The 25,378-nt window shown below is 63.7% G+C and carries 19 protein-coding genes; 11 read left to right on the forward strand and 8 right to left on the reverse strand.

Annotated elements, in window-relative coordinates:
- The first annotated feature begins 181 nt into the window (after positions 1–181).
- A complete protein-coding gene (locus tag AC54T3_RS02885; protein WP_496622175.1) occupies positions 182–676 on the forward strand; it encodes a Crp/Fnr family transcriptional regulator in 495 nt (164 codons plus the stop codon).
- A gap of 88 nt (positions 677–764) precedes the next feature.
- Positions 765–1,805: a metallophosphoesterase gene (locus AC54T3_RS02890; protein WP_496622177.1), complete on the forward strand. Its 1,041-nt coding sequence runs from the start codon at positions 765–767 to the stop codon at positions 1,803–1,805.
- On the opposite strand, the gene folE2 is transcribed toward AC54T3_RS02890, so the two are convergent.
- Positions 1,802–2,587 (reverse strand): GTP cyclohydrolase FolE2, encoded by a 786-nt coding sequence (gene folE2 / locus AC54T3_RS02895; RefSeq protein WP_496622283.1) that lies wholly within the window; start codon positions 2,585–2,587, stop codon positions 1,802–1,804. The genes AC54T3_RS02890 and folE2 overlap by 4 nt on opposite strands.
- Before the next feature lie 426 nt (positions 2,588–3,013).
- Here folE2 and AC54T3_RS02900 point away from each other — a divergent pair, with 426 nt between their 5' ends.
- The gene (locus tag AC54T3_RS02900; protein WP_496622179.1) at positions 3,014–3,445 is read left to right on the forward strand and encodes a universal stress protein; all 432 of its coding nucleotides are present in this window, start codon (positions 3,014–3,016) and stop codon (positions 3,443–3,445) included.
- Between the two features lie 61 nt (positions 3,446–3,506).
- Entirely contained in the window at positions 3,507–5,192 is a 1,686-nt protein-coding gene (locus tag AC54T3_RS02905; RefSeq protein ID WP_496622181.1) for a BCCT family transporter, read from the forward strand.
- Between the two features lie 106 nt (positions 5,193–5,298).
- On the opposite strand, the gene AC54T3_RS02910 is transcribed toward AC54T3_RS02905, so the two are convergent.
- On the reverse strand, positions 5,299–6,021 hold the full coding sequence (locus AC54T3_RS02910; RefSeq protein WP_496622183.1) for a 3'-5' exonuclease: 723 nt from the start codon (positions 6,019–6,021) through the stop codon (positions 5,299–5,301).
- A gap of 5 nt (positions 6,022–6,026) precedes the next feature.
- The gene (locus tag AC54T3_RS02915; protein ID WP_496622185.1) at positions 6,027–7,928 is read right to left on the reverse strand and encodes a DUF294 nucleotidyltransferase-like domain-containing protein; all 1,902 of its coding nucleotides are present in this window, start codon (positions 7,926–7,928) and stop codon (positions 6,027–6,029) included.
- A 382-nt stretch (positions 7,929–8,310) separates the two neighbouring features.
- Between AC54T3_RS02915 and AC54T3_RS02920 the strand changes: the two genes are divergently transcribed.
- The gene (locus AC54T3_RS02920) at positions 8,311–9,756 is read left to right on the forward strand and encodes a coiled-coil domain-containing protein (RefSeq protein ID WP_496622187.1); all 1,446 of its coding nucleotides are present in this window, start codon (positions 8,311–8,313) and stop codon (positions 9,754–9,756) included.
- 143 nt (positions 9,757–9,899) lie between these two features.
- Here the strand turns inward: AC54T3_RS02920 and AC54T3_RS02925 are convergent, their stop codons facing one another.
- The 5 genes from AC54T3_RS02925 to AC54T3_RS02945 form a co-directional block, all read right to left on the reverse strand.
- On the reverse strand, positions 9,900–10,769 hold the full coding sequence (locus AC54T3_RS02925) for a glycine betaine ABC transporter substrate-binding protein (protein ID WP_496622189.1): 870 nt from the start codon (positions 10,767–10,769) through the stop codon (positions 9,900–9,902).
- Positions 10,770–10,892: 123 nt separating this feature from the next.
- Positions 10,893–11,810, reverse strand: a complete 918-nt coding sequence (locus AC54T3_RS02930) for an ABC transporter permease (protein WP_496622190.1) — start codon at positions 11,808–11,810, stop codon at positions 10,893–10,895.
- A gap of 3 nt (positions 11,811–11,813) precedes the next feature.
- A complete protein-coding gene (gene proV / locus AC54T3_RS02935) occupies positions 11,814–13,007 on the reverse strand; it encodes a glycine betaine/L-proline ABC transporter ATP-binding protein ProV (protein WP_496622192.1) in 1,194 nt (397 codons plus the stop codon).
- A 96-nt stretch (positions 13,008–13,103) separates the two neighbouring features.
- Entirely contained in the window at positions 13,104–14,006 is a 903-nt protein-coding gene (locus AC54T3_RS02940; RefSeq protein ID WP_496622194.1) for a farnesyl diphosphate synthase, read from the reverse strand.
- A 65-nt stretch (positions 14,007–14,071) separates the two neighbouring features.
- The gene (locus tag AC54T3_RS02945; RefSeq protein ID WP_496622196.1) at positions 14,072–14,332 is read right to left on the reverse strand and encodes an exodeoxyribonuclease VII small subunit; all 261 of its coding nucleotides are present in this window, start codon (positions 14,330–14,332) and stop codon (positions 14,072–14,074) included.
- A 126-nt stretch (positions 14,333–14,458) separates the two neighbouring features.
- On the opposite strand from AC54T3_RS02945, the gene parE reads away from it, so the two are divergent.
- From parE to AC54T3_RS02975, 6 genes are all read left to right on the forward strand, one after another.
- Positions 14,459–16,348, forward strand: coding sequence for a DNA topoisomerase IV subunit B (parE, locus tag AC54T3_RS02950; protein ID WP_496622197.1), 1,890 nt, complete (start codon positions 14,459–14,461; stop codon positions 16,346–16,348).
- 80 nt (positions 16,349–16,428) lie between these two features.
- Positions 16,429–17,568, forward strand: a complete 1,140-nt coding sequence (locus tag AC54T3_RS02955; protein ID WP_496622199.1) for an FIST signal transduction protein — start codon at positions 16,429–16,431, stop codon at positions 17,566–17,568.
- Between the two features lie 21 nt (positions 17,569–17,589).
- Entirely contained in the window at positions 17,590–18,180 is a 591-nt protein-coding gene (locus AC54T3_RS02960; protein WP_496622201.1) for a hypothetical protein, read from the forward strand.
- Between the two features lie 289 nt (positions 18,181–18,469).
- A complete protein-coding gene (gene glk / locus AC54T3_RS02965) occupies positions 18,470–19,453 on the forward strand; it encodes a glucokinase (RefSeq protein ID WP_496622202.1) in 984 nt (327 codons plus the stop codon).
- Positions 19,454–19,462: 9 nt separating this feature from the next.
- Positions 19,463–21,232, forward strand: coding sequence for an autotransporter assembly complex protein TamA (locus AC54T3_RS02970; RefSeq protein ID WP_496622203.1), 1,770 nt, complete (start codon positions 19,463–19,465; stop codon positions 21,230–21,232).
- 116 nt (positions 21,233–21,348) lie between these two features.
- The gene (locus AC54T3_RS02975) at positions 21,349–25,365 is read left to right on the forward strand and encodes a translocation/assembly module TamB domain-containing protein (RefSeq protein ID WP_496622205.1); all 4,017 of its coding nucleotides are present in this window, start codon (positions 21,349–21,351) and stop codon (positions 25,363–25,365) included.
- The last annotated feature ends 13 nt before the right edge of the window (positions 25,366–25,378 follow it).

Genomic DNA, 25,378 nt, shown 5'->3' on the forward strand with positions numbered 1-25,378 from the left:
TCGGTGATCATGCGGTTCGGTGTCCTAGTTTAAGCCTTGGCGCTCTGAGCTGCCCGCACTGGTGCTGCGCATTGACACCGAGGCGTCACCGGGTTCTGCTAGATTGAAGATCAACACTGGATGAGGCTCGGCCAAGGTCCAGATACTTTGGAAGACAGGCTTTTAGAGGAAAATGCTGGCGATGAACGATCACCCTACCGATCAACAAAAAACCGACTGGCTTAGGGCATCGGTGCTTGCGGCCGAACTCGATGCGACCGAGATTGCAACCCTGGCGGATGCGATGGGCGTAGTGCCACTCGCGGGCCAAGCGTCCCTGGTGGTCGAGGGCGAGTCAAGGCGAACCCTATTCGTGCTCGCCGAAGGACGGCTCGATGTATTGCATCATCATGATGGTACTGATTCGGCTGTTTACCGCATGGCGCCCGGCGAATGTGCCGGAACCCGCGCCTTCGTCGATGGCCCGCCGCGCAAGGCCGGGCTGCGCGCCGCCTGTGATTGCGTGGTGCTGACGCTGGAGCCGGAAGACTTCGAGGCCTTGCTCGCGGAGCATCGAATGCTGGTGTTCAAGGTTATGCGCGCGCTGTTCCGGATTACCCACAGCAACCTGATGCGAGCGAATCAAGAGAGTAGCGAACTGCGCAACTATGTGACCCGATCGCATGGCCGCTATTGAGCGGGGATTGGCCACGCCTATGGAATACGCTTTGCGCGTGTCAGCGTCTTGGCGGCGGACAGGTCACCGGACCTTGAGAACGGCTCCGATGCCGTATAGGCCGATGTGGCGCTGGGCGGCTGGCGCTGTCTTGACCAGCGTGCTCCTGAGCAGCCTGTTCTGGATGAACGCGGCCGCAGTCGCGGCGCCAAAGACTGAGGACTTTCGCTTCTTCGTGGTTGGCGACGCGCCCTATGGCAATGCCGAGTACGCGCCGCTCGAGCGGTTGTTGCGGGGGGCTGCCGAACAGCACCCGCCATTCATCGTGCACGTTGGCGATATCAAAGGCGGCGGTCAACCTTGTACCGAGGCGCGCAATCAACGCGTCGCGAGGGTGTTCCAAGCGCAGCCGGTGCCGATGCTCTACACCCCCGGCGACAATGAATGGACCGACTGTCATCGACGCTCGGCGGGCGCCCTCGACCCCTTAGAGCGCCTGGAGGCATTGCGAGCGCGTTTCTTCGCCAACCCCGAGGTGCTCCACAATGCCGCGCTTGATCTGGTGGTGCCCGATCCAGCGTTCCCTGAGAATGCCTATACGCTGCAGGACGATGTGATGCTCGTGCTGCTGCATGTGGTGGGCAGCGAGAACAATCGCCGCCCAAGAAACGCCGCCGCGATGGCGGAATGGCGGCAACGCTCGGGGGCGAACCGCAAGCTGCTGCGGGAAGCCACTCGCGTTGCGCAACAGACCCAGGCGCGGGCGATGGTGCTGTTGTTCCATGCCAATCCACTGTTCGAGCGCGCCTCGCCGTCGCCGGGTTTTGCGCCGCTGCTGACCGATCTCGAGCAGCTCTTGGCGAGCTACCCAGGGCCGGTGCTGGCGATCCACGGCGATACCCACCGCTTCCAGTTCAATCAACCGCTGATCCGAGCGGGGTCGGCAGCGGAGGGCGCTGATCGGCTTTGGCGTCTCGAAGTTCCGGGCTCGCCATTCCTTGGCGGCGTTTGGGTGACTGTAACCCAAGACCCGATGGAGCCGTTTGCGATCTCGGTCGTCTATCCGCCAGCGCTCGATGTCTTCGAGAGCGGCTCGATTCCATCTGCCGCTTGGCTTGAGAGGTTGGAGGCTGACATCGGCAGGTTTTAAGCGGCTGAGGCGTCCTTGTCGCGCGCGACCATCGCATAGGCCGAGTGATTGTGGATGGACTCGAAGTTCTCGGCCTCGACCACATAGGCCGTGACGCGCTCCTCGGCGTTCAGGCGCCGGGCGACATCGCGCACCGTATCTTCGACGAACTTCGGGTTCTCGTAGGCGTGCTCGGTGACGTACTTCTCATCGGGCCGTTTCAGGAGCCCGTAGAGCTGAGCGCTGGCCTCGGACTCGACCAGCTCGATCAGCTCCTCGATCCATAGGAAGCCACGGGTCTTGGCCTCGACGGTGACGTGCGAGCGCTGGTTATGCGCGCCATAGCGCGAGATCTCCTTGGAGCAGGGGCAGAGGCTGGTCACTGGCACCACCACCTTGATCGAGAGTTCGGGCTCGCCGCCGCGCACCTCGCCGATGAGCGTGACATCGTAGTCGAGCAGGCTCTCGACCCCGCTGACCGGCGCGCGCTTATTGACAAAAAACGGGAATCGCATCTCGATGTGGCCGGCCTCGGATTCGAGCCGCTGGGTCATCTCGGTGAGCATCTCCTTGAAGGTGCCGACCCCGATTTCGCGCTCGTGGCCATTGAGGATGGCGACGAAGCGTGACATGTGCGTGCCCTTGAAGTGGTGGGGCAGGAACACATACATGTTGAAGGTCGCGACCGTATGCTGCTCGCGGCCGCTGCGGTCCTTGATCCGCACTGGATGGCGGATATCTTTGATGCCCACCTTGTTGATCGCGATCCGACGATGGTCTCGGCTGGACTGGACATCGGCAATGTTAGTCGCTTTGTCGGGATCCTTGGTCTGTGCGGTTGAGCGATCGAAGCGATCGGTGGGCTCGGGTGAGCGGGCGGTAAGCGCGGCGTCCAAAAGACTTGCTCCTAAGAGATGGCGGGGAGGAATCGTGCCGAACGGCATCCTGCGTTCGACCGATCTCCATTGTAAAGCTTGACTGAAACGATGAGGCCAAAAGCAACCGCCTGCAAGGCGGACATCATGCATCGTGCCTCCGCGCTCAGGATACTGGGGAGCACGACTGATGGATGGTGGTCCGCTTCGGGGAGAACGGCTGCCCCGTCGGTTGGTCTTACCAACCGCCTTCCTGTTAGGCTGTAAGAGTACCGACCCGGCGAGCCAGTGGCGCGGTGTGCACGATGATCCCCCGCAGCACGCGCTCGCGTAACCTCGAGGAGGCACGCCTTCATGTTCAACAAGATTTTGGTGCCGGTGGATCTTGCGCACCTGGGTGCGCTGGACAAGGCCCTGAGCGTAGCCGCCGATCTCTCGCGCCACTACGGGGCAGCCCTGTGCTACGTCGGCGTGACCACCTCCCAGCCCAGCGCGGTGGCCCGCACGCCACAGGAATATGAGGTCAAGCTCAGGGCGTTCGCCCACGAGCATGCCCCCGACAGCGGTCATGAGCCCACGGCGCGCGTCTACAACAGCCATGATCCGTCAGCCGATCTGGACAATATCCTCGTCCAGGCCATCAATGACCTCGGTGCGGACCTGGTGGTCATGGCGACCCATCTGCCCACCCATCTCGACGCCATCATGCCCGCCAATGGGGCCAAGATCGCGCAGCACACCGAGGCGTCCGTGTTCCTCGTGCGTGGCCATACCCCGGCCGACTAGCCGCGCCTAAGACCAGCGCACAAGACCCCGCATTAGAATCAGGCAGACAAGGGAGAATCCTGTGGAAAAAGAACCCACAACAGCCCCGGAGTCACCGCCGGAGTCGGTCGGCGTACCGGCCCCGGAAGGTGCGTCCAATCTGATCGATACCGATTACCGGATCGGTCAGGACAACTACCAAGCCCGTCCTCTCGGGATCAATATCGACATCCACGGCGCCGTGTTCGCCGTGTCGTCCCTACTGATCCTCAGCTTCGTGGTGCTGACCCTGGCGCTGCCCGAGCAGGCGACCGCGACCTTCGACGGGGCGAAGAGCTGGATCAACGCCAATGCCACCTGGTTCTATCTGCTATCGGCCAATGTCTTTGTGCTGCTCTGCCTTGGGCTGATCCTCTCGCCCCTGGGACGCGTCCGCATCGGCGGCGCCGATGCGACGCCGGACTTTTCGAGGATCTCCTGGTTCTCCATGCTGTTCGCGGCGGGAATGGGTATCGGGCTGATGTTCTATGGCGTGGCCGAACCCTTGACCCACTACGGGACGGCCCTGGAGGGCATCAGCGTGGGCGCCGACGGCGTGCGTACGGATTGGGCCCCCTTGGGGGGGGCTGTCGGCGATCCGGAAGCCGCCGCCCGCCTGGGCATGGCCGCGACCCTGCTGCACTGGAGCCTGCATCCCTGGGCCATGTACGCCATCGTGGCGTTGGCCTTGTCGATCTTCTCCTACAACAAGGGCCTGCCGATGACGGTCCGGTCCATCTTCTACCCGATTCTGGGTGAGCGCATCTGGGGCTGGCCGGGGCATCTCATCGACATCTTGGCGGTGTTCGCGACCCTGTTCGGACTGGCCACCTCGCTTGGGTATGGCGCCGAGCAGGCGGCCGCAGGGCTGAGCTACCTGTTCGGGATCGGTGGTGGCGATGTGACCCTCGTGCTGCTGATCGCCGGCATCACCGCTGTGGCGATCCTGTCCATCGTGGCCGGCGTGGACAAAGGCGTGAAACGCCTGTCCGAGATCAATATGTTCCTCGCATTCATGTTGCTGATGTTCGTGGTGTTCGTGGGGCCGACCCTCCTCATCATGACCAATTTCTTCACGAACATCGTCAGCTACCTGCGTGAGTTGCCCTTCCTGTCCAACCCCTTCGCACGCGAGGACGTCAACTACAGCCAGGGCTGGACCACCTTCTACTGGGGCTGGTGGATCAGCTGGTCACCCTTCGTCGGTATGTTCATCGCCCGCGTGAGCCGGGGGCGCTCGGTGCGCGAATTCCTCATCTCTGTGCTGCTCATCCCCACCACGGTGTCGATCTTCTGGTTTACGGCCTTCGGCACCGCAGCCATCGATCAGGTGCGGGGTGGCTTCGATGGGGCCGTCTCGGCGGAACTGCCACTGCAGCTCTTCATGATGCTGGGCGAGCTGCCGCTGGCGGACATCACCTCGTTTATCGGTATCGTGCTCGTGCTCGTGTTCTTTATCACCTCGTCGGATTCCGGCTCTCTGGTGATCGATACCATCGCAGCGGGCGGCAAGATCGATGCCCCCAAGCCCCAACGTGTGTTCTGGGGCGTTATTGAGGGCGCCATCGCCATCGCGCTGCTGCTGGGTGGTGGTCTGGCCGCCCTGCAGGCGGTGGCGGTATCCGCCGGTCTGCCCTTCACGCTGCTACTCCTGGCGGGCTGCTATGCCATCGTCATGGGGCTGCTGAGTGAGCCCCGGCCTGGCAAGGCAAAGCCGGTAAGCGCTTAAGCGCCAAGACCCTAGGGCCTGTTCTCAGTCGCTCGAGGGGCGGCCGTGACCGCCCCGTTGTTCAGTCGTGATCGGCATTAGCCGCGATCAGCCTGCCCCCCGATGCCTATAGCCAGAGATCGGAGACCGGAGTCTCGGGCGTAAAATGCCGGGCCACCTGAGCCAGGAAGAGTTCCGCCGTGGCCATGGCATCCACCTTGGCGTGATGGGAGGAGTAATGGGGCAGGCCGTAGCGGGTGCGGCTGTCGGCCAGCCGGATGGAGGCGGGCTGGATGCCGAACAAGCGCTTGATGCCCTGTAGGCGGCCGCGGCGCTCCCAGCGTGCCTCCAAGGCCATGGTATCGATGAGAGGAAACAGGCAATGCTCGCCGTGAGTGGTCATGACGGCGGCATCGAGGAATGGCCGTTCGATGTTGCGGTAGTGGACCACCACCAGGCGGTCGGCGAACTCCGATAGCACCTCGTCGAGGATCGCGGCGATGGGCGGCGCGTGCTCGACCTCCGAGTGGGTGATGCGATGGAAGGCGATGGATTCCTCAGTCAGCGACCGGGGAGGCTTGACGACCCAGTAACGGCCCGCCGACGGGCGGATCACCCGCAGGTCGAAGGGCACCAGGCCGATGCTGACGATGGCGTGCTCCCGGGGATCCATGCCCGTGGTCTCGAAATCCAATGCCACCAGCGGGACGTCCCCGATGGGGCGCTTTTCTGCCGGCACCCCCGCCGCGTAGAAGTGCTTCAGGGCCGGGGTCTTGCAAGCCTCGGCCTGGCGGGCGAAATACTCCGCCCAGCTGGGGGGTCGCTGCTGCTGGCGCGCGCTGAAGATCATTGCTGTCAACGGCCCGGGCTGGGGTAGCGGAAGCGCAGGAAGTTCTGGGCATTGCTCAGCACCTGGAAGGCCTCCTTGAGGTTGTGGCGTTCAGTGTCCGATATGCGCTCCGGCTGGATGGCATTGTGCGGCTCATGGTCGTCCTGGATCTCCTGGGCCTGATGGCGCATCCGCACGATCGAGAGGAACTCCAGGGCATAGCTCAACTTGTCGGTCTGTCCGGCGGGTAGGGCGCCGGCCTGAGTGATCTCATCGAGCCGGTCGAAGCCGTTTTGAGCCCGGGAGCCCACCCCCAGGGCATGGACCCGGATGACGTCGTTCAGGGGGGCGATGCCGCGGCGTTTGATATTGATGCGGTTGTTATGCCGTCCGTCCTGCTCCAGCACGAAGGTGCGGAAAAAGCCCAGCGGTGGCGTACGGCCGAGGGCATTGCGCGCCAGGGCGGCGAGGAACTGGGGACTGGCCTTGGCCCGGGTGGCGATCAGATCCTGCAATTCCTCCACGAACCGCGCCTCGCCGTGGACCGCGTCCAGGTCGAAGAAGATGCAACTGTGCAGCAGCCGCTGCGGATCTGGCTTGGCGATCCAGTCCCTGAAGTAGTGCTTCCAGCGGGCGAGGGGCTGGCGCCACAGGTCGTTGGTGGCCATGACACCCCCTTTGCAGTAAGGGTAGCCGCAGGCATGCAGCCCGTCGCTCACCTGTCGCGCCAACTCCCTGAAGTATTTATCGTGGCGCTTCGGCTCGAAGGCGTCGTGGAGCACCATGGCATTGTCCTGATCCGTGGTGATGGACTGGTCGTTGCGCGCGAGGGAGCCGTGCACCATGAAGCAGTAGGGAACGGGGGGCGGACCCAGATCGGCCTCGGCCAGCTCCACCAGGCGGCGCATCAGGCTGCGGCCGACACTCGACATGGCCCCTCCGATCATCCGCGAGGTGGCGCCCTCGTCGACCAGCCGCACGAAGGAGGCCCGCACCTCGGGCGTGAGGCGCGCCAAGCCCTTGACCGAGGTGCGGCTGAAGATGTTGTTGACCAGATAGAGGCTGTTGTTGGTCTCGTAGCGGACGATATCCGACAGGTCCACCACCCCCACCGGACGGCGGCGGTGGAGGACCGGCAGTAGCTCAATATTGTTGCGCAGCATGGTCAACATGGCCTCGTTGACCGACTCGCTGGACTGGATGGTGATGAGCTTGTCGTGGCTGATACTGCAGAGGGGTGTCTGCGCCGAGGCCCCGGCGGCGATGACGCGTTGCCGCAGATCCTTGTCCGTGATCATCCCCGTGAGCAGCCACTGCTGTCCCTCGGCGTCGGTGAACATGCCGTCCGAATCGTCGTCGTTACCGGGCTTGAGCAACAGCACCGAGGAGACGTCGTTCTCGGTCATGAGGCGAGCTGCCTCCTGCACGGTGGCGGACTCATCAATCATGACGGGCAGGCGGGAGATGAGCCGACGCACCCGCGTGGCGATCATGTCGTTGTTGCGCTGGCTCTGTTCCACCGTGCTCTTGAGCCGCGAACCGGGTAGCTCCACGAAATCGGCGAAATCGTCGTCCGCAGCGCAGAGGCGGTCGAAAACGGGCTTCGGGATCAGATAGAGCAGGGTGTCCTCGATGGCCTGCACCGGAAAGCGCACCTGGCGGTCCCTCAGCAGATCGAACTGCCCGAAGATGTCCCCCTCACCGAGGCGGTTGTAGAGCTGGCCGTTGTGGAGGTACACCTCCACCGCGCCGCTGCGGATGTAGGACAGCGCCTGCACCGGACCGTCGCGTTCGGAGATGGTGGTGCCGGCCTTGGAATAGGCAATCTCGACCGCGCCGGCCACCTCTTCGAGGAGATCGTCGGTCAGCCCGTCGAAGGGCGGATGACGGCTGATGTGATCGCAAATCTCCCGGATTTCTGCTTCCATGATGCCCCCCGCTGTGGATCTTCTGCCCCGTGACGGGAACTGTAAAGGTACCGCTCGGGCGCGAGCAAGCCCGGGGCTTTCCCTGCACATGCCCCCTGCATCGGATGTCGCCGTAACGCCTGAGCAGGAGGGCGAGGAGGGCGACGACATAGATCAGGATGATGTTCATCCGTGGTGTCCCGAGTGCGTCGCTCAGCAAAGGAGACCCCTGAATAAAGGCGCGTTGGATGACTGGAAAATAGACCGTCTACGATATAAACTGACCGGTACTGTTGTATATGCACGACATGTCTCTTGTGGCGAGCATGTGTTGGTCGTGTACGAGCGACGTTGCATAACGGCATTCCCAGAGTCGTCCACTCACCACCGAAATCGATCCATCATGAAGCACTCCACATCGCGCACCGCAGGCGCCGCTCCCAGGTCGCCGCAAACGGCTCATCGACGCTCACCAACACTGCTGGCGCTCAGTCTCGCCGCGATGGTCGGCGCCCCGCAACTGGCGACCGCCGCGACCGATTCCGCCGCCCTCGAGCGCCGTGTCCGCGAGCTGCAACGCCAGCTCGATCAGGCCCAGGCCGAACTCGCCGAGGCCAGGGCCGAGACGGTCGCCGCCACCGAGAAGGCCGAAACGGCCGAGGCCGAGCTTGTTAAGGCCGGCTCGCCGCAGGCGAACAAGATCAAGGTCGGCCCACTGACCATTGGTGGTGCGATCCGCGCCAACTATGTGCTCGGTGACTATCCGAACCGTGGGCAGGGTCCCTCGCGGGGTGGAAACGGCGGTAACTTCGAACTCGATACCTTCCGCATCAACATGGACCTCAAGTACAACCAGTTGGTTGGAAAGCTCGAGTATCGTTGGTACAACGGCTACAATTTCGTGCATACCGGCTGGTTGGGCTGGGATTTCGATGACGGCAGCCAGCTCCAGGTCGGTGTCAACCGGGTGCCCTTCGGGCCCGGCCCTTATGGCGTCTCGCAGAGCTGGTTCTTCGATCAGCACTACTATGTTGGCCTGTCGGATGACATGGATCTCGGCGTCAAGTATGTCACCAGCATCGATAACTGGGATCTCGACGTCGCCTATTACGCGCGCAGCGAGTGGAATGGTAATGGGACGAGTCGCGACAGCGCGCGTTACAGCTATGACCCCGTGGTCTGGGATTCCGGACTAGCGGCAAACGGCGATGTGATCAGCGCGCTCCCGAATGGCTACCAGGAACGCAACCAGTTCAATCTTCGCGCCATCTACAACATCGATCAGAGCGCTGTCGATACCGCACTCGGCGTGTCGCTGCAATATGGGCAGCTCGATGGGCGGCGTGCGGACAACGGTGACCACTGGGCGGCGTCGGTGCACATGACCAACAGCTGGAACAACTGGCTGCTGGCGACCCAGCTCACGCGTTACAAGCTCAACATCGATGACGACAACCTGCTCGGAACCGATGAGCTGCTACCGATGGGGGCCTATGATTTCGCTTGGCCGGTGGCAACCGACGCCTGGTTGCCAGCGATCTCACTGAGCTACCTGTACGAGACCAACCAGATCCCCTGGCTGGATTCAGTGCGTCCCTATGTCGAGTACAGCAGCATCCTCAAGGAGGATGGTGACTTCAACGATAGCCAGCTTGCGATTCTCGGCGCCGCCTGGGCGCGCAACGGTTGGTACATCTATACCGATCTCGCCTTCTCCGACGGGAACTATTTCGTCGGCGATAAGGGCGACAGCTACGGCAACATCGTCGATGGTGTCGGTGACTTCGGCGTCAACGGCAATGATGACTGGAACTACCGCTTCAACATCAACTTCGGTTACTACTTCTGATCGCGTGAACATGCCATCGCCACCGGGCTCGCAGGCTCGGTGGCGATGGCTTGGCCATCAAGCGGCCTGACACACAGGGCTTTTCACAGCGTTCTGATGCGGACCGCTGATGTACCGGTTGGCAGCAGGCGCTGTATCGCGGCTCAAAGCTCGCCGGTGACCCAGTAGTCGATGCGCGCCTCGTTGTTCTCGATGTACTTGGTCACCGCATCTTCATACGAGGTCTCTTGGGCGTCGTACATCGCCGCCTGCAGGTCGTCGATCGGGATCTGGATGCGCGAGATGAAGCTCGCCGCATCGATATCCTCCTGGTAGAAGCCCGTGCGCGCCAGGGCGACAACGCGCTCGAAGCTGCCGAGGACCTCCTTGGGGTCTTCCAGGTAACGCAGCTCATAGGCACCGAACATCCAGTGCGGGCTCCAACCGGTGACCACGATCCATTCATTACGGCGGGTGGCGCGCTCTAGGGCGGCGGTCATGCCAGCACCCGAGGAGATCTGCAGCTCATAGTCGTCGAGGTCGTACTCCTCGATCGCCTCCTTGGACAGACGCGTGATGCCGGCGCCGGGGTCGATGCCGGTGATGGTCTCGTCGAGCTTCTCCTTGACCTCGTCTTTGTTCAGATCCTCGATGCTGGCGAGGGTCTCTTCCGGGATATAGGCCGGTACCGCCCAGCCGAGGCGGGCGTGGGTATAGAGGATGCCCAATGGCGCCACATCGTTACACACCTTTTCCACGTAATCGCCGTGCGTGCCCGGCTGCCAGGACATCAGCATCACATCCAGATCGCCGGTGGACAGGCCCTGGTACTGGGGCGCGATATCGGTCTGCACCAGTTCGACCTCATAGTCCATGCGCTCCTCGAGGATGCGCTGGGTCAGCTTGGTGACGAACTCGGCATCGGACCAGGCGGTCCAGCCGATCTTGATGCTGTCGGCGGCGTAGGCGCCAGTGCCGAGCGAGAGGGCGAGGGCGCCCGCCGTTAAGGCCTTGAGTGAGGTTTTCATGAACATTGCGGTTCCTCTTGACGGTGGGTGGAGGGATGGAAGGAGCGCGTGGTGGTTGGCGCTCGAATGTTGGCCCAGGGGGCCTGAGATGCGCTGGCTGGACCAGGCAGAGACAGTGGTGGTGAGCGCCTAACCCTTGCTCAGGCTGTTCGGCGTACGCTGGAATAACCGGCGTAGCCGGGCGATGAGCGACGGCGGTCCACCAACGCGGCGGACGATACCGAAGCTCTGAGTGATGCGATCGAGCAGGATCGCGAGCAGCACGACGCCGAGGCCGCCCTCGAAGCCGAGCCCGACATCGAGTCGTTGAATACCGGTGAGCACGGTGTTGCCGAGCCCGCCGGCCCCGATCATCGAGGCGATGACGACCATCGACAGGGCGAGCATGATGGTCTGATTGATCCCGGCCATGATCGACGGCATGGCCAACGGCAACTGCACCTTAAACAGCAGCTGACGGCTGGTGCAACCGAAGGCCTTGCCGGCCTCGACGTGTTCGTCGCTGACCTGGCGGATACCGAGATTGGTCAGGCGCACGGCCGGCGGCATGGCGAAGATGAGCGTGGCGATCGCCCCCGGAACCTTGCCGAGGCCGAAGAAGATCGCGGCTGGAATCAAGTAGACGAAGGGCGGCATGGTTTGCATGAGATCGAGCACCGGGCGGGCGATCGCCTCGAAGGCATCGTGCCGGGCCATGGTGATGCCGATCGGGATGCCGATGAGCAGCGCCACCAGGCTCGAGGCGATGACCAGCCCCAGGGTCGAGATGGTCTCGCTCCAGATGTCCATGCCGAACAGCAGCACCATGGCGGCGATGGCGAAGAGGCCGAATTTCCAGCCCACGCGCCAGGTCGCGAGCAGCACGATGATGAGCGCCAGGATCAGCGGCGGAATGCCCTGCAGCAGGCCCTCGAAGGAGTCGATGACGAACTCGAGCACCGCAGAGATGCCATCGAGGATGCCAGTGAGGTTGGTCTGTATCCAGTCGACTCCGGCGGCGACCCAGTCGCCGATCGGGATCTCGAAATCGGTGATGTCGTTCGCCATGGCTCAGGTCGTCTTATCCAGTGTTTGCAGCAAGACGGTCTTGTCGACGATGCCGCGATAGCGGCCGTCGGCATCGACGATGGGCACCGGGAACTCGCTCGCCGTGACTTGGCCGAGCACCTCGGACAGCTCGGTGTCGGCGGCGACGGGTTGGATCTGCTTGAGGAAGGCGTCCTCCCAGCGTGAATGCTCGCTGTCGCGTCCGGCATCGGCCAGCGAATTGACGCTGACCATGCCGCGATAGTGACGGTCGCGATCGATGACGATGCCGAGGCTGTGGCCGCGATCGTGCAGTTGCGCCAAGGCCGCGCGCACGTTCACACCGCTGCGCTCGAAGACCGTGATGGCGCGATCCGAGGCGATGTCGCCAGCACTGAAGACCTTGCTCACGTCGACGCCGTGGAAGAACGAACGCACATAGTCATCGGCCGGCTTGGTGACGATCTCCTCCGGGGTGCCGATCTGCACGATGGCGCCGCCCTCCATGATGGCGATGCGATCGCCGATGCGAATCGCCTCGTCGAGATCGTGCGAGATGAAGACGATGGTATGGGCATGGGTGCTCTGCAAGCGCACCAGCTCGTCTTGCATCTCGGTGCGGATCAGTGGATCGAGGGCCGAGAAGGCCTCGTCCATGAGCAGGATCGGCGCATCGGTGGCGAGGGCGCGGGCGAGGCCAACGCGCTGTTTCATGCCGCCGGAAAGCTCGTCCGGATAGCTGTCGGCATTGGTGGCCAAGCCCACGGTGTCCAGCGCCTTTAGCGCGCGCTCGCGCCGCTGCGCCTTGGACATCCCGGAGACCTCAAGCCCAAACGCGGCGTTCTCGCCGACGCTCTTATGCGGCATCAGCGCAAACGACTGAAACACCATGCTCATGGAGCAGCGCCGCATGGTGATCAGCTCCTGCTTTGACATCTGGGTGATATCGACGCCGTCGACGATCACCTGGCCGCGCGTCGGCTCGATCAGGCGGTTGAGCATGCGCACCAGGGTCGATTTGCCCGAGCCCGAGAGCCCCATGACCACGAACACCTCGCCTTCACGGATGCTGAAGTCGGCCTTTTGCACGCCAACCGTGGTGCGGGTCTGTTCGAAGATCTCCGCCTTCGAGAGCCCTTGATCGAGCAGTTCGAGGGCTCGGTCAGGCTCGGGTCCAAAGATCTTGTAGAGGTCTTTGACGACAACCTTATCTTGCATGGGCCTGGATATCAGGAGGAGTCGGCGATCTTAAGGGTCCAAACTAACAGGTTAGCCGGCGGCTGTCTTGATGTGTGGCGCTAGCGAGGGTGCGGATCAGCGGTCCCGGCTGACGATATAACGCGCGATCCAACGCAGCGGATCGGCACCCGCGCCGAACGGCTCGAGGCTGGCGAGGGCGTCCGACACCAGGTCGTCGGCGGCTTCGTGGGCTGCGACGATACCCAACAACGACGGATAGGTCGCTTTCTCGTGGGCGGCATCGGCGCCGCTCTGTTTGCCGATGACATCGGTTTCGCCCTCGACGTCGAGCAGGTCGTCCTGGATCTGGAACGCCAGGCCGATGCACTTGGCATAGTGATCGAGGGCATCAGCCTTGGCCGGCTCCAGCTCGGGGCAGGCGAGGGTGGCCATCTGCACGCTGGCGCGGATCAGCGCGCCGGTCTTGTGGATGTGGATATTCTCGAGCATGACCAGATCGAGGTCGCTGCCTTCGGACTCCAGATCCAAGGCTTGGCCGCCGGCCATACCGATCGAGCCTGCGGCGCGCGCCAGCGCGGCCGACATGCGCAGGCGCGAGGTTGCCTCGGGAGCCGCTGCGTCATCCTGCGCCAGGATCCCGAAGGCGAGGGTCTGTAGCGCATCGCCGGCGAGGATTGCGGTCGCTTCGTCGAAGGCCTTATGACAGCTTGGCCGTCCACGCCGCAGATCATCATCATCCATCGCCGGCAGATCGTCATGGATCAGCGAATAGGCATGGATGAGTTCGACTGCGGCGGCGCCGGCATCGACGCGCTCAGGCTCGAGGCCGAGGGCTTGCGCGCTGGCGTAGGCCAAGGTTGGGCGCACGCGCTTGCCTTCGCCGAGCACCGCGTAGCGCATCGCCTGATGCAGCCGCGTCGGCGGCTGCTCGGCGGGGGGCAGAACGCGCTCCAGGGTTCGCGCCACCCGGTCTTGGCACTCTTTGAGAAAGGTCTTCAGGCGGGGGGCGTCTTGCATGGGGCCAATCGCTTATCGGTGACGGGAGGGAGAGGTGCGAACTCGGATCTGTCCGCTGCTCGGGATCAGTCGCTCAGGGGAGGGGCCGTGCCGCCGGCGAACGGCTCGGGCTCGGTGTCCTCCGAGGGCTCGCTGAGGATGCGAATCCGTTGCTCGGCTTGGTCGAGTGCCCGTTGGCAGCCACGGCTGAGCCGGATGCCTTGCTCGAAGGCGGCGAGCGAGTCTTCCAAACCGAGGTCGCCACGCTCGAGTTGATCGACGATCGTCTCTAGCGCCTGCAATGAGGCCTCGAACTGCTTGGGGTCGTCGATCCTGTCTTCGCTCATGGGATGTTTGAACAGAGGTTTCACTCTAAGTTACCGTAGCCGGCTTTGACCGGTCAACGCGGCCCCCAGGTCCGGATCAGGGCCGGCTCGGTTTTTCCTCTCTATTAAGGAGCGTTCGACCCCGCGATGAGCGGTAACTACGATGCCTCGGCGATCGAGGTTCTTAGCGGCTTAGACCCGGTGCGCAAGCGCCCGGGCATGTACACCGACACCACGCGTCCGAACCATCTCGCGCAGGAGGTGATCGATAACAGCGTCGACGAGGCGCTGGTCGGCAAGGCCACCCGTATCGATGTGACCCTGTACCAGGACGGCTCGATCGAGGTCTGCGATGACGGGCGTGGCATGCCGGTGGACATGCACCCCCAGCAGGGGCTGCCGGGTGTCGAGGTCATCCTGACCAAACTGCATGCCGGGGGCAAGTTCACCGCTGGCAGCAGCTACCGCTTCGCCGGCGGCTTGCACGGCGTCGGCGTGTCGGTGGTGAACGCGCTCTCCAAACGCCTGGAGGTGTGGGTTAAGCGCGATGGCCAGGAATATCGGATGGCCTTCGCCGACGGCAACAAGGCCGAGGATCTGACCCCGATCGGCCGGGTCGGGCGCGGCAACAGCGGTACGCGGCTGCGGTTCTGGCCCGATCCGACCTATTTCGACACGCCCAAGGTCTCGGTGCGCCAACTGACCCATCTGCTGCGCGCCAAGGCCGTGCTCTGCCCAGGGCTCGAGGTGCGCTTTCGCGACGAGGCCAGTGGCGAGGAGCAGTGTTGGTGTTATGCCGACGGGCTGCGCGACTATCTGAGCAAGGCGCTCGGCGCCGCCGAGCGGGTGCCGGAGGTACCTTTCGTCGGTGCGCTCGAGGGCAAGACCGAGGCTGCGAGCTGGGCCGTGACCTGGCTGCCCGAGGCGAGCGAGCAGGTGAACGAGAGCTATGTCAACCTGATCCCGACGGTCCAGGGTGGCACCCATGTCAACGGCTTTCGCAGCGGCCTGACCGAGGCCGTGCGCGAGTTCTGCGAGTTCCGCGACCTGTTGCCGCGCAATGTCAAGCTAGCGCCGGACGATGTCTGGGCGCGCGCCAGTTGGGTGCTCTCGGTGAAGCTGATCGACCCGCAGTTCTCCGGCCAGACCAAAGAGCGCCTGTCCTCGCGCGAGTGCGCGGCTTTCGTCTCCGGCGTGGTCAAGGACGCCTTCAGTCTTTGGCTCAACGAGCATGTCGGCGACGGCGAGCGCATCGCCGAGATCGCCATCGGCGCCGCCCAGGCGCGCTTGCGCGCCGGACGCGCGGTGACGCGCAAGCGCGTGACCCAGGGGCCGGCGTTGCCGGGTAAGCTGGCCGACTGCACCGCCACCGACCCCGCCCGCACCGAGCTATTCCTGGTCGAGGGCGATTCCGCCGGCGGCTCGGCCAAGCAGGCGCGCGACCGCGAGTTCCAGGCCATCATGCCGTTGCGCGGCAAGATCCTGAACACCTGGGAGGTGGACCCGGCCGAGGTGCTGGGCTCGCAGGAGGTGCACGATATCGCGGTGGCCATCGGCGTCGATCCGGGCAGCGACGATCTCAGCCGGCTGCGCTTCGGCAAGATCTGCATCCTCGCCGATGCCGACTCCGATGGCGCGCATATCGCGACGCTCTTGTGCGCGCTGTTCCTCAAGCACTTCCCACAACTGGTCGCGGCCGGTCACGTCTATGTGGCGATGCCGCCGCTGTTCCGCATCGATGTCGGCAAGCAGGTCTTCTACGCCCTGGATGATGCCGAGCGCGTCGGTGTGCTGGATCGCATCGCCGCCGAGAAGCTCAAGGGCAAGGTCAGCGTGCAGCGTTTCAAAGGGCTCGGCGAGATGAATCCGCTACAGTTGCGCGAGACCACCATCCATCCGGATACGCGCCGTTTGGTGCAACTCACGGTTGAGCCGGGGGATGACAGCGCCACCTTGATGGATATGCTGCTGGCCAAAAAGCGCGCGGCCGATCGGCGCGCCTGGCTGCAGGAAAAGGGCGATCTGGCGGAGGTCTGAGCCAGCCACCGAGCCCATACCTGGCCCATGCCTGGATGCGCCCTCATGCCCCAAGGTTTCACTGAGCGAGCCCGAGACCGATGATGCAACCATTTCCTTATGCCCACGCCACCGACGACGATTGGCACCTAGCGCTTGAGCGCGTCATCGCCGGGCTCGGCTCGGGCCAAGATCCTGCGCCCTATGGCCTCGAAGGGCGCCTCGGGTTCCTCTATCTCACCGATGCCATCAACGCCCACCTGGAAGCGATCCTGGAGGCATTGCGCGAGGCGACCGATGTCGAGCACTGGGTCGGCGCGGTGGGCCTCGGTATCTGTGCGACCGGGGTCGAATACTACGAGCGACCGGCGATCGCGGCGATGATCGCCGATCTGCCGGAGGACTCGTTCCGGGTCTTTTCGCCCATCGTCAAGGACCTCGACGGCTTCGATGCCGCACAGCGCGCCTGGCTCGGCAGTGCCCAGCCGTTCATGGGCCTGGTGCATGCCGATCCGTCGAATCCGCTCACCGAGAGCCTGATCCGGCAACTGGCCGAGCGCACCGTGACCGGTTTCCTGGTCGGGGGCCTGGCGAGCAGCCAGCAAAATGCCCGCGTGATCGCCGATGAGCCGACCGAAGGCGGCCTGACCGGCGTCATGTTCACCGAGGCGATTGGCATTCAGACCGCGCTGTCCCAGGGCTGCTCGCCGATCGGGCCGCACCGGCGCATTACCGCCTGTCAGCGTAATGTGATCGTCGAACTCGATGGCCGTCCGGCGCTGGATGTGTTCAAGGACGACATCGGCGAGGTCTTGGCGCGTGACATCTCGCGCGTGGGCGGCTACATCTTCGCCGGCCTGCCGATCGCCGGCTCCGATACGGGCGACTATCTGGTGCGCAATCTGATCGGTGTCGACATGGAGAAGCGACTGATCGGGATCGGGGATCTGGTCGAGAAAGGACAGGAGCTGATGTTCTGTCGCCGCGATGCCAACACCGCCAGCGAAGACCTCTCGCGCATGCTCGGCAACCTGAAGGCGCGCTTGAAGACACCGCCGCGCGGCGGTGTCTATGTTTCTTGCCTCGGCCGAGGGGCCAACCTGTTCGGTGACGACTCGCAAGAGCTGAAGCAGATCCGCAACGAGCTGGGGGAATTTCCGCTGGTGGGCTTCTACGCGAATGGTGAGCTCTCGCAGAATCGGCTCTATGGCTATACCGGGGTGTTGACCCTGTTCACCTGATGGTTTGTTCGCGCAAGACGGATGAACGACCAGAACGCGCGTCATCTCTGGGCCCTGGCGGCCGGGCTCGCTCTCACCGTGGTCGTCGTGGTGCTGATCAAGATCGGGCCGCTCCTGCATCCGCCGCTCGGCGAGCGCGCGCCGCTGAATCCTGACTGCGATCTGTTGCGCGAGGCTTGTCGGGTACGCTTCGCCGATGGCGGCGAGGTTCGTCTGGCGATCGAGCCACTGGGCATCCCGGCGGTGCGCCCGCTGCAGCTCGAGGTCAGGCTTACGCATCTGCCCACGCCCGAGCAGGTCGAGATCGATTTCCAGGGCGTCGACATGAACATGGGCTTCAATCGCGTTCGTCTGCAGCGTGTTGGTGTGGGGGCAGGCGCCGATTCTGGTGCGGCTGCCAGTGCGGGCGACGATGCGGGTGCGGCTGCCACTGCAGGTGCCGTTGCAGGTGCCGACGCTAATGCCGATGCCGACATCGAGCGCTGGCGCGGGCAAGGGATGCTGCCGGTGTGCGTGCGTGCGCGCATGACCTGGGAAGCTCAGGTGCTCCTGCACTATCCAGGCGGCTCGCGTGCCGCGCCTTTCCGCTTCGTGAGCCAGCGTCCCAACTGACGCTGAGCCTGGGCGGTTGCGCGACGGCAAAGCCGCAGGCCGGCAAGTCTGCGTTGGCGGCTATGGCGGTTATGGCGGCGGCATGGCAGAGCGGCATGATGGCGGCAAATCCGCGTTGGCAGCACGCCGGCATGTCACGGCGGCAAGTCGACGCGGCACCATGGCGACGACGCGATGCGCGCCACCGAAGCGCCACGGCGCTGCTATCATCACGCCATACATCCGCGCGCCTGCGGTCCGCACGCCTGCGCGCCACGAGCGGGCGTCCCAGCCTTGGAGACAAACCATCATGCGTGTTCTGGTCGGCGATATCGGCGGTACCAAGACGGGACTCGGCATCGCCGAGGTTGAGGATGACAGCGTCACGCTGGAGCTGCATCGTCGTTATCCGAGTCGAAAGTCGGTCTCGCTTGGCGAGATCGTCACCGCCTTTCTCGACGAGACCGGCTGTGGGTGCAGGGCGGCGGCCTTTGCCGTCGCCGGGCCGGTTGTCGCTGGGCGCAGCAAGACCACCAATCTGCCCTGGCAGATCGATGCTGCGGCGTTGCAGAAGAGCCTGGGTTTCGAGCGCGTGGGGCTGCTCAATGATCTCGAGGCCGTCGCCTGGGGCGTACCCGCGTTGAGCGCGAACGAGTTGGTCGTGATCCAGCGCGGAGCACCCGATGCTGTCGGTAATGCTTGTGTGGTCGCCGCCGGCACCGGGTTGGGCGAGGCGGGCCTGTTCTGGGATGGCGCGCGTTATCATCCATTCGCCACCGAGGGCGGGCATACCGATTTCGCACCGACCGACGATCGCGAATTCGCGCTGCTGAATTATCTGCAAAAGCGCGTCGGGCGCGTGAGTTGGGAGCGCGTGGTCTCCGGCATGGGGATCGGTACCGTCTACGAGTTCCTCGCCCAATGGCATAAGGCGACGCATCCGCCGGCGGTGGCCGAGGCGCTGCGCAGTGATGGCGATATCGCCGCAGCGGTGGCCGAGGCCGCGCACAATGGTCATACCATCAGTCAAGAGGCGCTGGAACTCTTCGCGGTGCTCTATGGGCGCGAGGCCGGCAACACCGCGCTCAAGCACATGGCCATGGGCGGGGTCTATCTCGGCGGTGGCATCGCGCCGAAGAATCTGGCCTTGCTCCAGGGCGCGGGCTTCATCGAGGGGTTTCTGGACAAGGGCCGGATGCGCGGCTTGATGGAGCGGATTCCGGTGCGGGTCATCCTGGATCCGCAGACGCCGCTGTATGGGGCTGCGCGCTATATGGCCGCCAAGATCGGCTGAGACCTCGGCATGGCATCATTGCGCAGCTCGGTGGCGATTCGGCGCCTGTCACTCTTGGTATCGCTGCTCGTGCTGCTGCCGGGCGCCGCTGCCGCGCTGAGCCTTGATGTGAAGGTCACTGGGCTCGAGGGTCGGTTGGAGCGCAACGTCCTCGCGCTGCTCGGGCTGTATCAGGAGCGCGGTGATGTGGAGATGTCAGTGCTGCGGCTGCGCGCGCTCTATCAGCGGGCACCGGAGCAGATCCGTGAGGCCTTGGCCCCGTTCGGCTTATATCGGGTCGAGGTCGAGTCCACGCTGACCGAGCCCAGCACCGGCGAGGGAACCTGGATGGCAACCTTCACGATCGACCCCGGTGATCCGGTCAAGATCGGTCGGGTCAATTACCGCATCACGGGCCCGGGGGCCGAGAATCCGCTGTTTCCGAAACAATTTCCGATGCAGGTCGGGGATGCGCTGATCCACGCGGATTACGAGCAGGCGAAGTCCCGTATTCTCAATATCGCTGCGGATGAAGGGTATATCGAGGCCGATTTGGAGCGGCATCTGGTGCTGATCGATCCAGTGGCCTATGAAGCCATCATCGAATTCCATCTCGCGACCGGCGAGCAGTTCTATCTCGGCGAGATCGAGTTCGAGCAGGATCTGCTTGCCGATACCTTTCTGGAGAAATTCGTCAATTTTGAGCCGGGCGTGATCTACAATCCGGCGCTGTTGCTGGAGCTGCAAGGGCGTTTGATCGGGACCGAGTATTTCGACAACATTGAGGTAAGGCCGCTCGAGGACCAGGCCGGCCCCGATCGCGAGGTGCCCATCCGTCTGATCGCGACCCGCAACAAGGCCAATGTCTACCGTGTTGGCGCCGGCTTCGCGACCGATGTCGGGCCGCGCTTTAGTCTCGACTATCGGCGCCGTTATATCGGGCGTCGGGGCCACAACCTGAAGGCCGAAATCCAGATCTCGCAGGTTGAGCAGTCGGCCCTGGCCGAATATCGGATTCCCATTCGCGATCCAGTCCAGGATTTTATCTTGATTCGTCCTGAGTTCCAGGCCTTTGATACCGAGACCCGCGAGGGCGATCTGTTTAAGCTTGGTATCGCCCAGTCGGTGCTGACCGACGGCGGATGGCGACGGAACATCGGCGTCGATTATCGCTACGAGGATTCCTCCGTTGCGACCAGCGATACCGAAACCTTCAACGGTCTCGTGCCCCATCTCTCCTGGTCCAAGGTCAAGGCCGATGAGCCCATCAATACCCGTAATGGCTACAGGATCAACGCCTACCTTCAAGGCACCTCCGAGAACTTACTCTCGACCAGTAACTGGCTGAGTGGTCAAGTCAATTACAAGCTGATCAAGTCGCTGGGAGACAAGATGCGCTTCATCGGTCGCACCGAACTTGGTGCGATCTGGGCGAGCAGTGTCGAGGATGTCCCGGCGAGTCAGCGCTTCTTTGCCGGTGGCGACAATAGTCTGCGTGGTTGGGGGTTCGATGTGCTTGGCCCCAATGATCCCGTCACCAACAAAACGATTGGCGGACGCTATCTCGCGGTTGGCAGCCTTGAGCTGGAGCATCGGCTTGTCGGCCCCTGGGGAGGGGCGATCTTTACCGATTTCGGCAATGCCTTCGATCCGGATTTCAATCAGGAATGGGAACAAAGCGTCGGGGTTGGCATCCGCTACAGTACGCCCATCGGGCCGGTCAGGGTGGATCTCGCCTATGCATTGACCAAGGATCCTGCGGGTTTCCGGCTGCATTTCGCGCTAGGGCCTGATCTGTGAATACAACCGAGACGAGCACCAACGACCAACCAGGCACTGCTAGCTCCGGCGGCCCCCCTAAGGAGGACGGGCATGATGCGCCGCGACCACGACGCGGGCGCCGCTTCTTGAGACCGTTGCGTTGGATCGGGAGCCTGATCGGCGTTGTCCTGATCCTGATGGTACTGGCGCTAGTGTTCGTTCTCGGCACCCAGACAGGACTGCGCACCTTACTGGCCGTGACCGATGATCTCGCGCCTGGGCTGATCCAGGCCAGCCGAGTCAAGGGGCGCGTTTTAGGGCGACTGGAACTCGATGAGTTGGTCCTGCGGCTGCCCGGCTTGGAGGCATCGATTGGCACCTTGATGCTCGACTGGCGTCCGGGAGCTTTATTTACCGGAACACTCCACGTGCGGGAGCTGATGGCTAGCGATATCGCCGTGGTCACCGAGCCGCCTGCGGACGAGACACCAGCGGAGCCATTCGAGCTACCCTCGATCAGGCTGCCGATCGGTGTGCGGATCGAGCAGGTGCTGATCGAGCGGCTCAGCTATCGAGAAGCCGGCGCGCCGCCGGAATCAGCCATCGAACTCACGCGCGCCGAGCTGTCGGCCACCGCCAACGGCGATCTCGTCGATCTCGAGCGGTTGCAGGCCGAACTGTCGCAGCCCGTTGCCCGCGTGCGCATGGACGGGCAGGTGCGGCTCGACGCGGCCTATCCGATCGAGTTGACGCTGGACTGGCACTTTGAGCAGGCACCGGCGCTCTCGCTCACCGGCGAAGGCCAGGTGACGGGGGATCTCGATGCATTGCAGATCCAGCATCGGATCGGAGGCTCCGTCGAGGCGACGCTGCGGGCGCGGGTCAACGAGGCGTTGCAGGCACCGAGTTGGCAGGCCGAGGTTGATCTCCAGTCCATCGATCTGCCCCAGCTCGTGCCGGATGCGCCGCCGGTGACTCTGCAAGCGCAACTGAAGAGCGAGGGGGATCTCGAGCAGGCCAGACTCACCGGAATCCTGAACGGTAACGCTCCCGATGTCGCCGAGATGGGTCGGATCAAGGCGGATCTGGATGTCGAATGGGCAGCTCGGGTGCTGACTATCGGGGCGCTGCGCCTGACCGAATCGAGCGGCACGGATGTCGCCTCGACCGCGCCGCCCACTGATACGCAAACGCAAGCGTCTTCGGCTGCGGACGCGCCTGACGGTGCTCGCATCACGGTCACCGGGCAGTTCGACACCAACCCGACGGTGCCGACCTTCAGCGTTCAAGCCCTGTGGGAACAACTGCGCTGGCCCTTGGCTGGCGTGCCGATGGCGCAATCGCCACAGGGCTCGCTGAGTGCCGAAGGTACGCTCGATGGTTATACCTATCGCCTCGATGCTCAGGCCCATGGCCAGCAGATCCCAGAAACCGCTTTAGCGCTGGCGGGAACGGGCGATCAGCAACACGCGGAGATCCTTGAACTCAAGATCAACACACTGAACGGTCTCATCCGTGGTCAGGGCCGGGTGGACTGGTCGCCCGAACTGGCCTGGGATCTGGCGCTGACCGCGAGCAATATCGATCCTGGCCGCCATTATGCGGGGCTGGATGGCCGGATCGGGCTGACGGCCGAGACCGCCGGTGGTCTCAAGAAGGGGTTCGACTTCACCCTCAACGGGGCTGCGGCGCTCGCTGATTATCCACCGACCCGCATCGATCTGGCTGGCACCGGGACGGCTTCCACGGCAACGATCGAAACGCTCGCGATCGATGTCATCGGCGGCCGCATCGATGGCACCGGCGATTTGAGTTGGTCACCAAGACTGCGTTGGGATGCTGATCTGAACTTGGCTGAGCTGGACCCAGGGCAACTGCTCGCCGATTGGCCCGGCACCCTCGGTGGTCGTCTCCAGAGTCAGGGTGAGATGGCGGAGGACGGTCTCGATCTCAGCGCCCGTCTCACCGATTTCGGTGGCGAACTGCGCGGCTATCCAGTGACCGTGCAGGCCGATGTGGGCATGCAAGGGGAGACGCTCAGCATTCGCACGCTGGAAGCGGCCTCCGGCGAGACGCGATTCGCCGCAGATGGACAGGTCGGTGAACGGATCGATCTGCGCTATACCCTGAACTCGCCAAGCCTTGCGGCCCTGATGCCGGATCTCCAGGGCAGCCTCAAGGCCGAGGGTGCGCTCGCCGGAACGCTCGAACTGCCGCGAGCAACGCTGACGCTCGATGGCCGAGGGATCGAGATGAAGGACCAGGGGATTGAGCGCATTGACGCCACGGCCGGTGTCGGCCTCGGCCAGGAGAGCCCCTTCCAGCTTTCGATCGATGGTAGCAATCTGATCCTCGGCAGCCAGCGCTTCGAGCGCCTGCGTGTGCGGGGACAGGGCAGCACCGGCTCGCATCAGCTCAGCGCCGAGGTCAACGGCGAGCCGCTGAGCCTCAGCCTGGCGCTCGATGGGGGTCTCGACAACACCAGTGCCTATCGCGGTCGTCTGACGCGGCTAGCGCTGGAGACCGGGGAGTACGGCGATTGGGGTCTGGAGAGGACTGCTCCCTTTAGCCTGGCCGCTGGCGCGGTGGAGGTGGGTCCACTCTGTCTCGGCAACAGCGGGTCATCCAGTGGCTGTGTCGCCTTCCGGCAGCCCGAGGCTGGGCGCTTCTCGGCCTCGCTCGATCTACAACGGCTCGACTTCGACCTGCTCGATGCGCTCACCACCGAGACCACCGCGATCAACGGCTATCTGACCGCGAAGGCGGATTTCGAGGGCCAAGGCGGTCTGCTCACCGGCACCGCCGAGCTGCGGGTGCCCGAGGGCGGGGTCGAGATCGTGCTGCCAAGGGCGAGCGAGACCTTGGTGTTCACCGGCACCCGGCTCGATGTGCGCGCCGGCGCGTCCGGTGTGGACGCGCGCTTCGAGCTGCCCATCGCGGAGGTTGGACAGGTCGACGCCGAGATGGGCCTGCCCGGATTCCGACTCAGTGGTCTCGAGAACCAGGCGCTGAATGGACGTCTCCGCATCGCGCTCGATGGGCTGGATCGGTTCGCGACGCTGGCGCCAGAGGTGAGCGGCACCGAGGGAACGATCAATGGCGATATCGAACTCAGCGGTCGGTTGCTGCAACCTCGGATTGGCGGCAACTTGGCGGCGCGCGATATCGCGTTCAGCGTGCCGGCGATTGGGCTGCGGGTCAACGATCTCAATCTGACCGCAGCCAGTGAGGGCAGGGATGCGATGCGGCTCGATGGCGGTGCCTTGGTGGGCGGTGGTCAGCTCAGTGTCGATGGTACTGCCACTGGCCTCGGTGGCGGGGAGCTGAACATTGTGCTCAGTCTCAAGGGGCAAGACCTCAAGGTCGCGGACACCAAGGAATACATGGCACTGGTGTCCTTGGATCTGGATGCGGGCTTCGGTCCTGGCGGTGGCGCGGTGCGCGGTGAGCTGAGCGTGCCTAAGGCGAACATCATGCCGCGCTCGCTCCCGGCGGGCGCCGTCCAGCCGTCGCCGGATGTGGTGCTCGATGAAGACGCTGACAACGGTGGACTTCCACTCAGCATCGACGTCCTCGCCAAACTTGGCGATACGGTCCTCATCGAGGCCTTCGGGCTGCGTGGTCTGCTACAGGGCCAGCTCCGGGTGACTCAACAACCAGGCCGACAGTTAGTCGGGAGCGGTGAGCTGCAGGTGATCGATGGAACGTACCGCGTGTCTCTGCCGGGACTTGGTCTCTTGACGTCGGTTGGACCCCCGCTGGTGATCAAGAAAGGGATTGTCCTGTTTGCCAGTACCCCGCTCGACAATCCGGGGATTATCCTCAATGCGCAGCGTGAAGGGGGCGATATCAGCGCTGGCGTGCGTGTGCTGGGGACGCTGCGCAATCCGAAGCTGGCGTTCTTCTCGGAGTCCGATCCGAACCTGTCGCAGTCCGAGGTCACACGTTATCTGGTGACGGGTATTCCTCCGCAGAGGGGCAGCGAGGCCGATAATCGTTCACTCTCGGTCGGTACCTATATCGCTCCGAAGCTCTACATGGAATACGACAGTAGCCTCGGCGACAAGTCGGATAGCATCAAGATGCGTTACGACCTGACGAATCGTATCCAACTGCAGAGCGAGACGGGTGACGGACAAGGCGTGGATATCTTTTACAAGTTCGAGAATTGAGGCCGACGTGCGA

Source organism: Halochromatium sp. NSM3 (assembly GCF_059621085.1).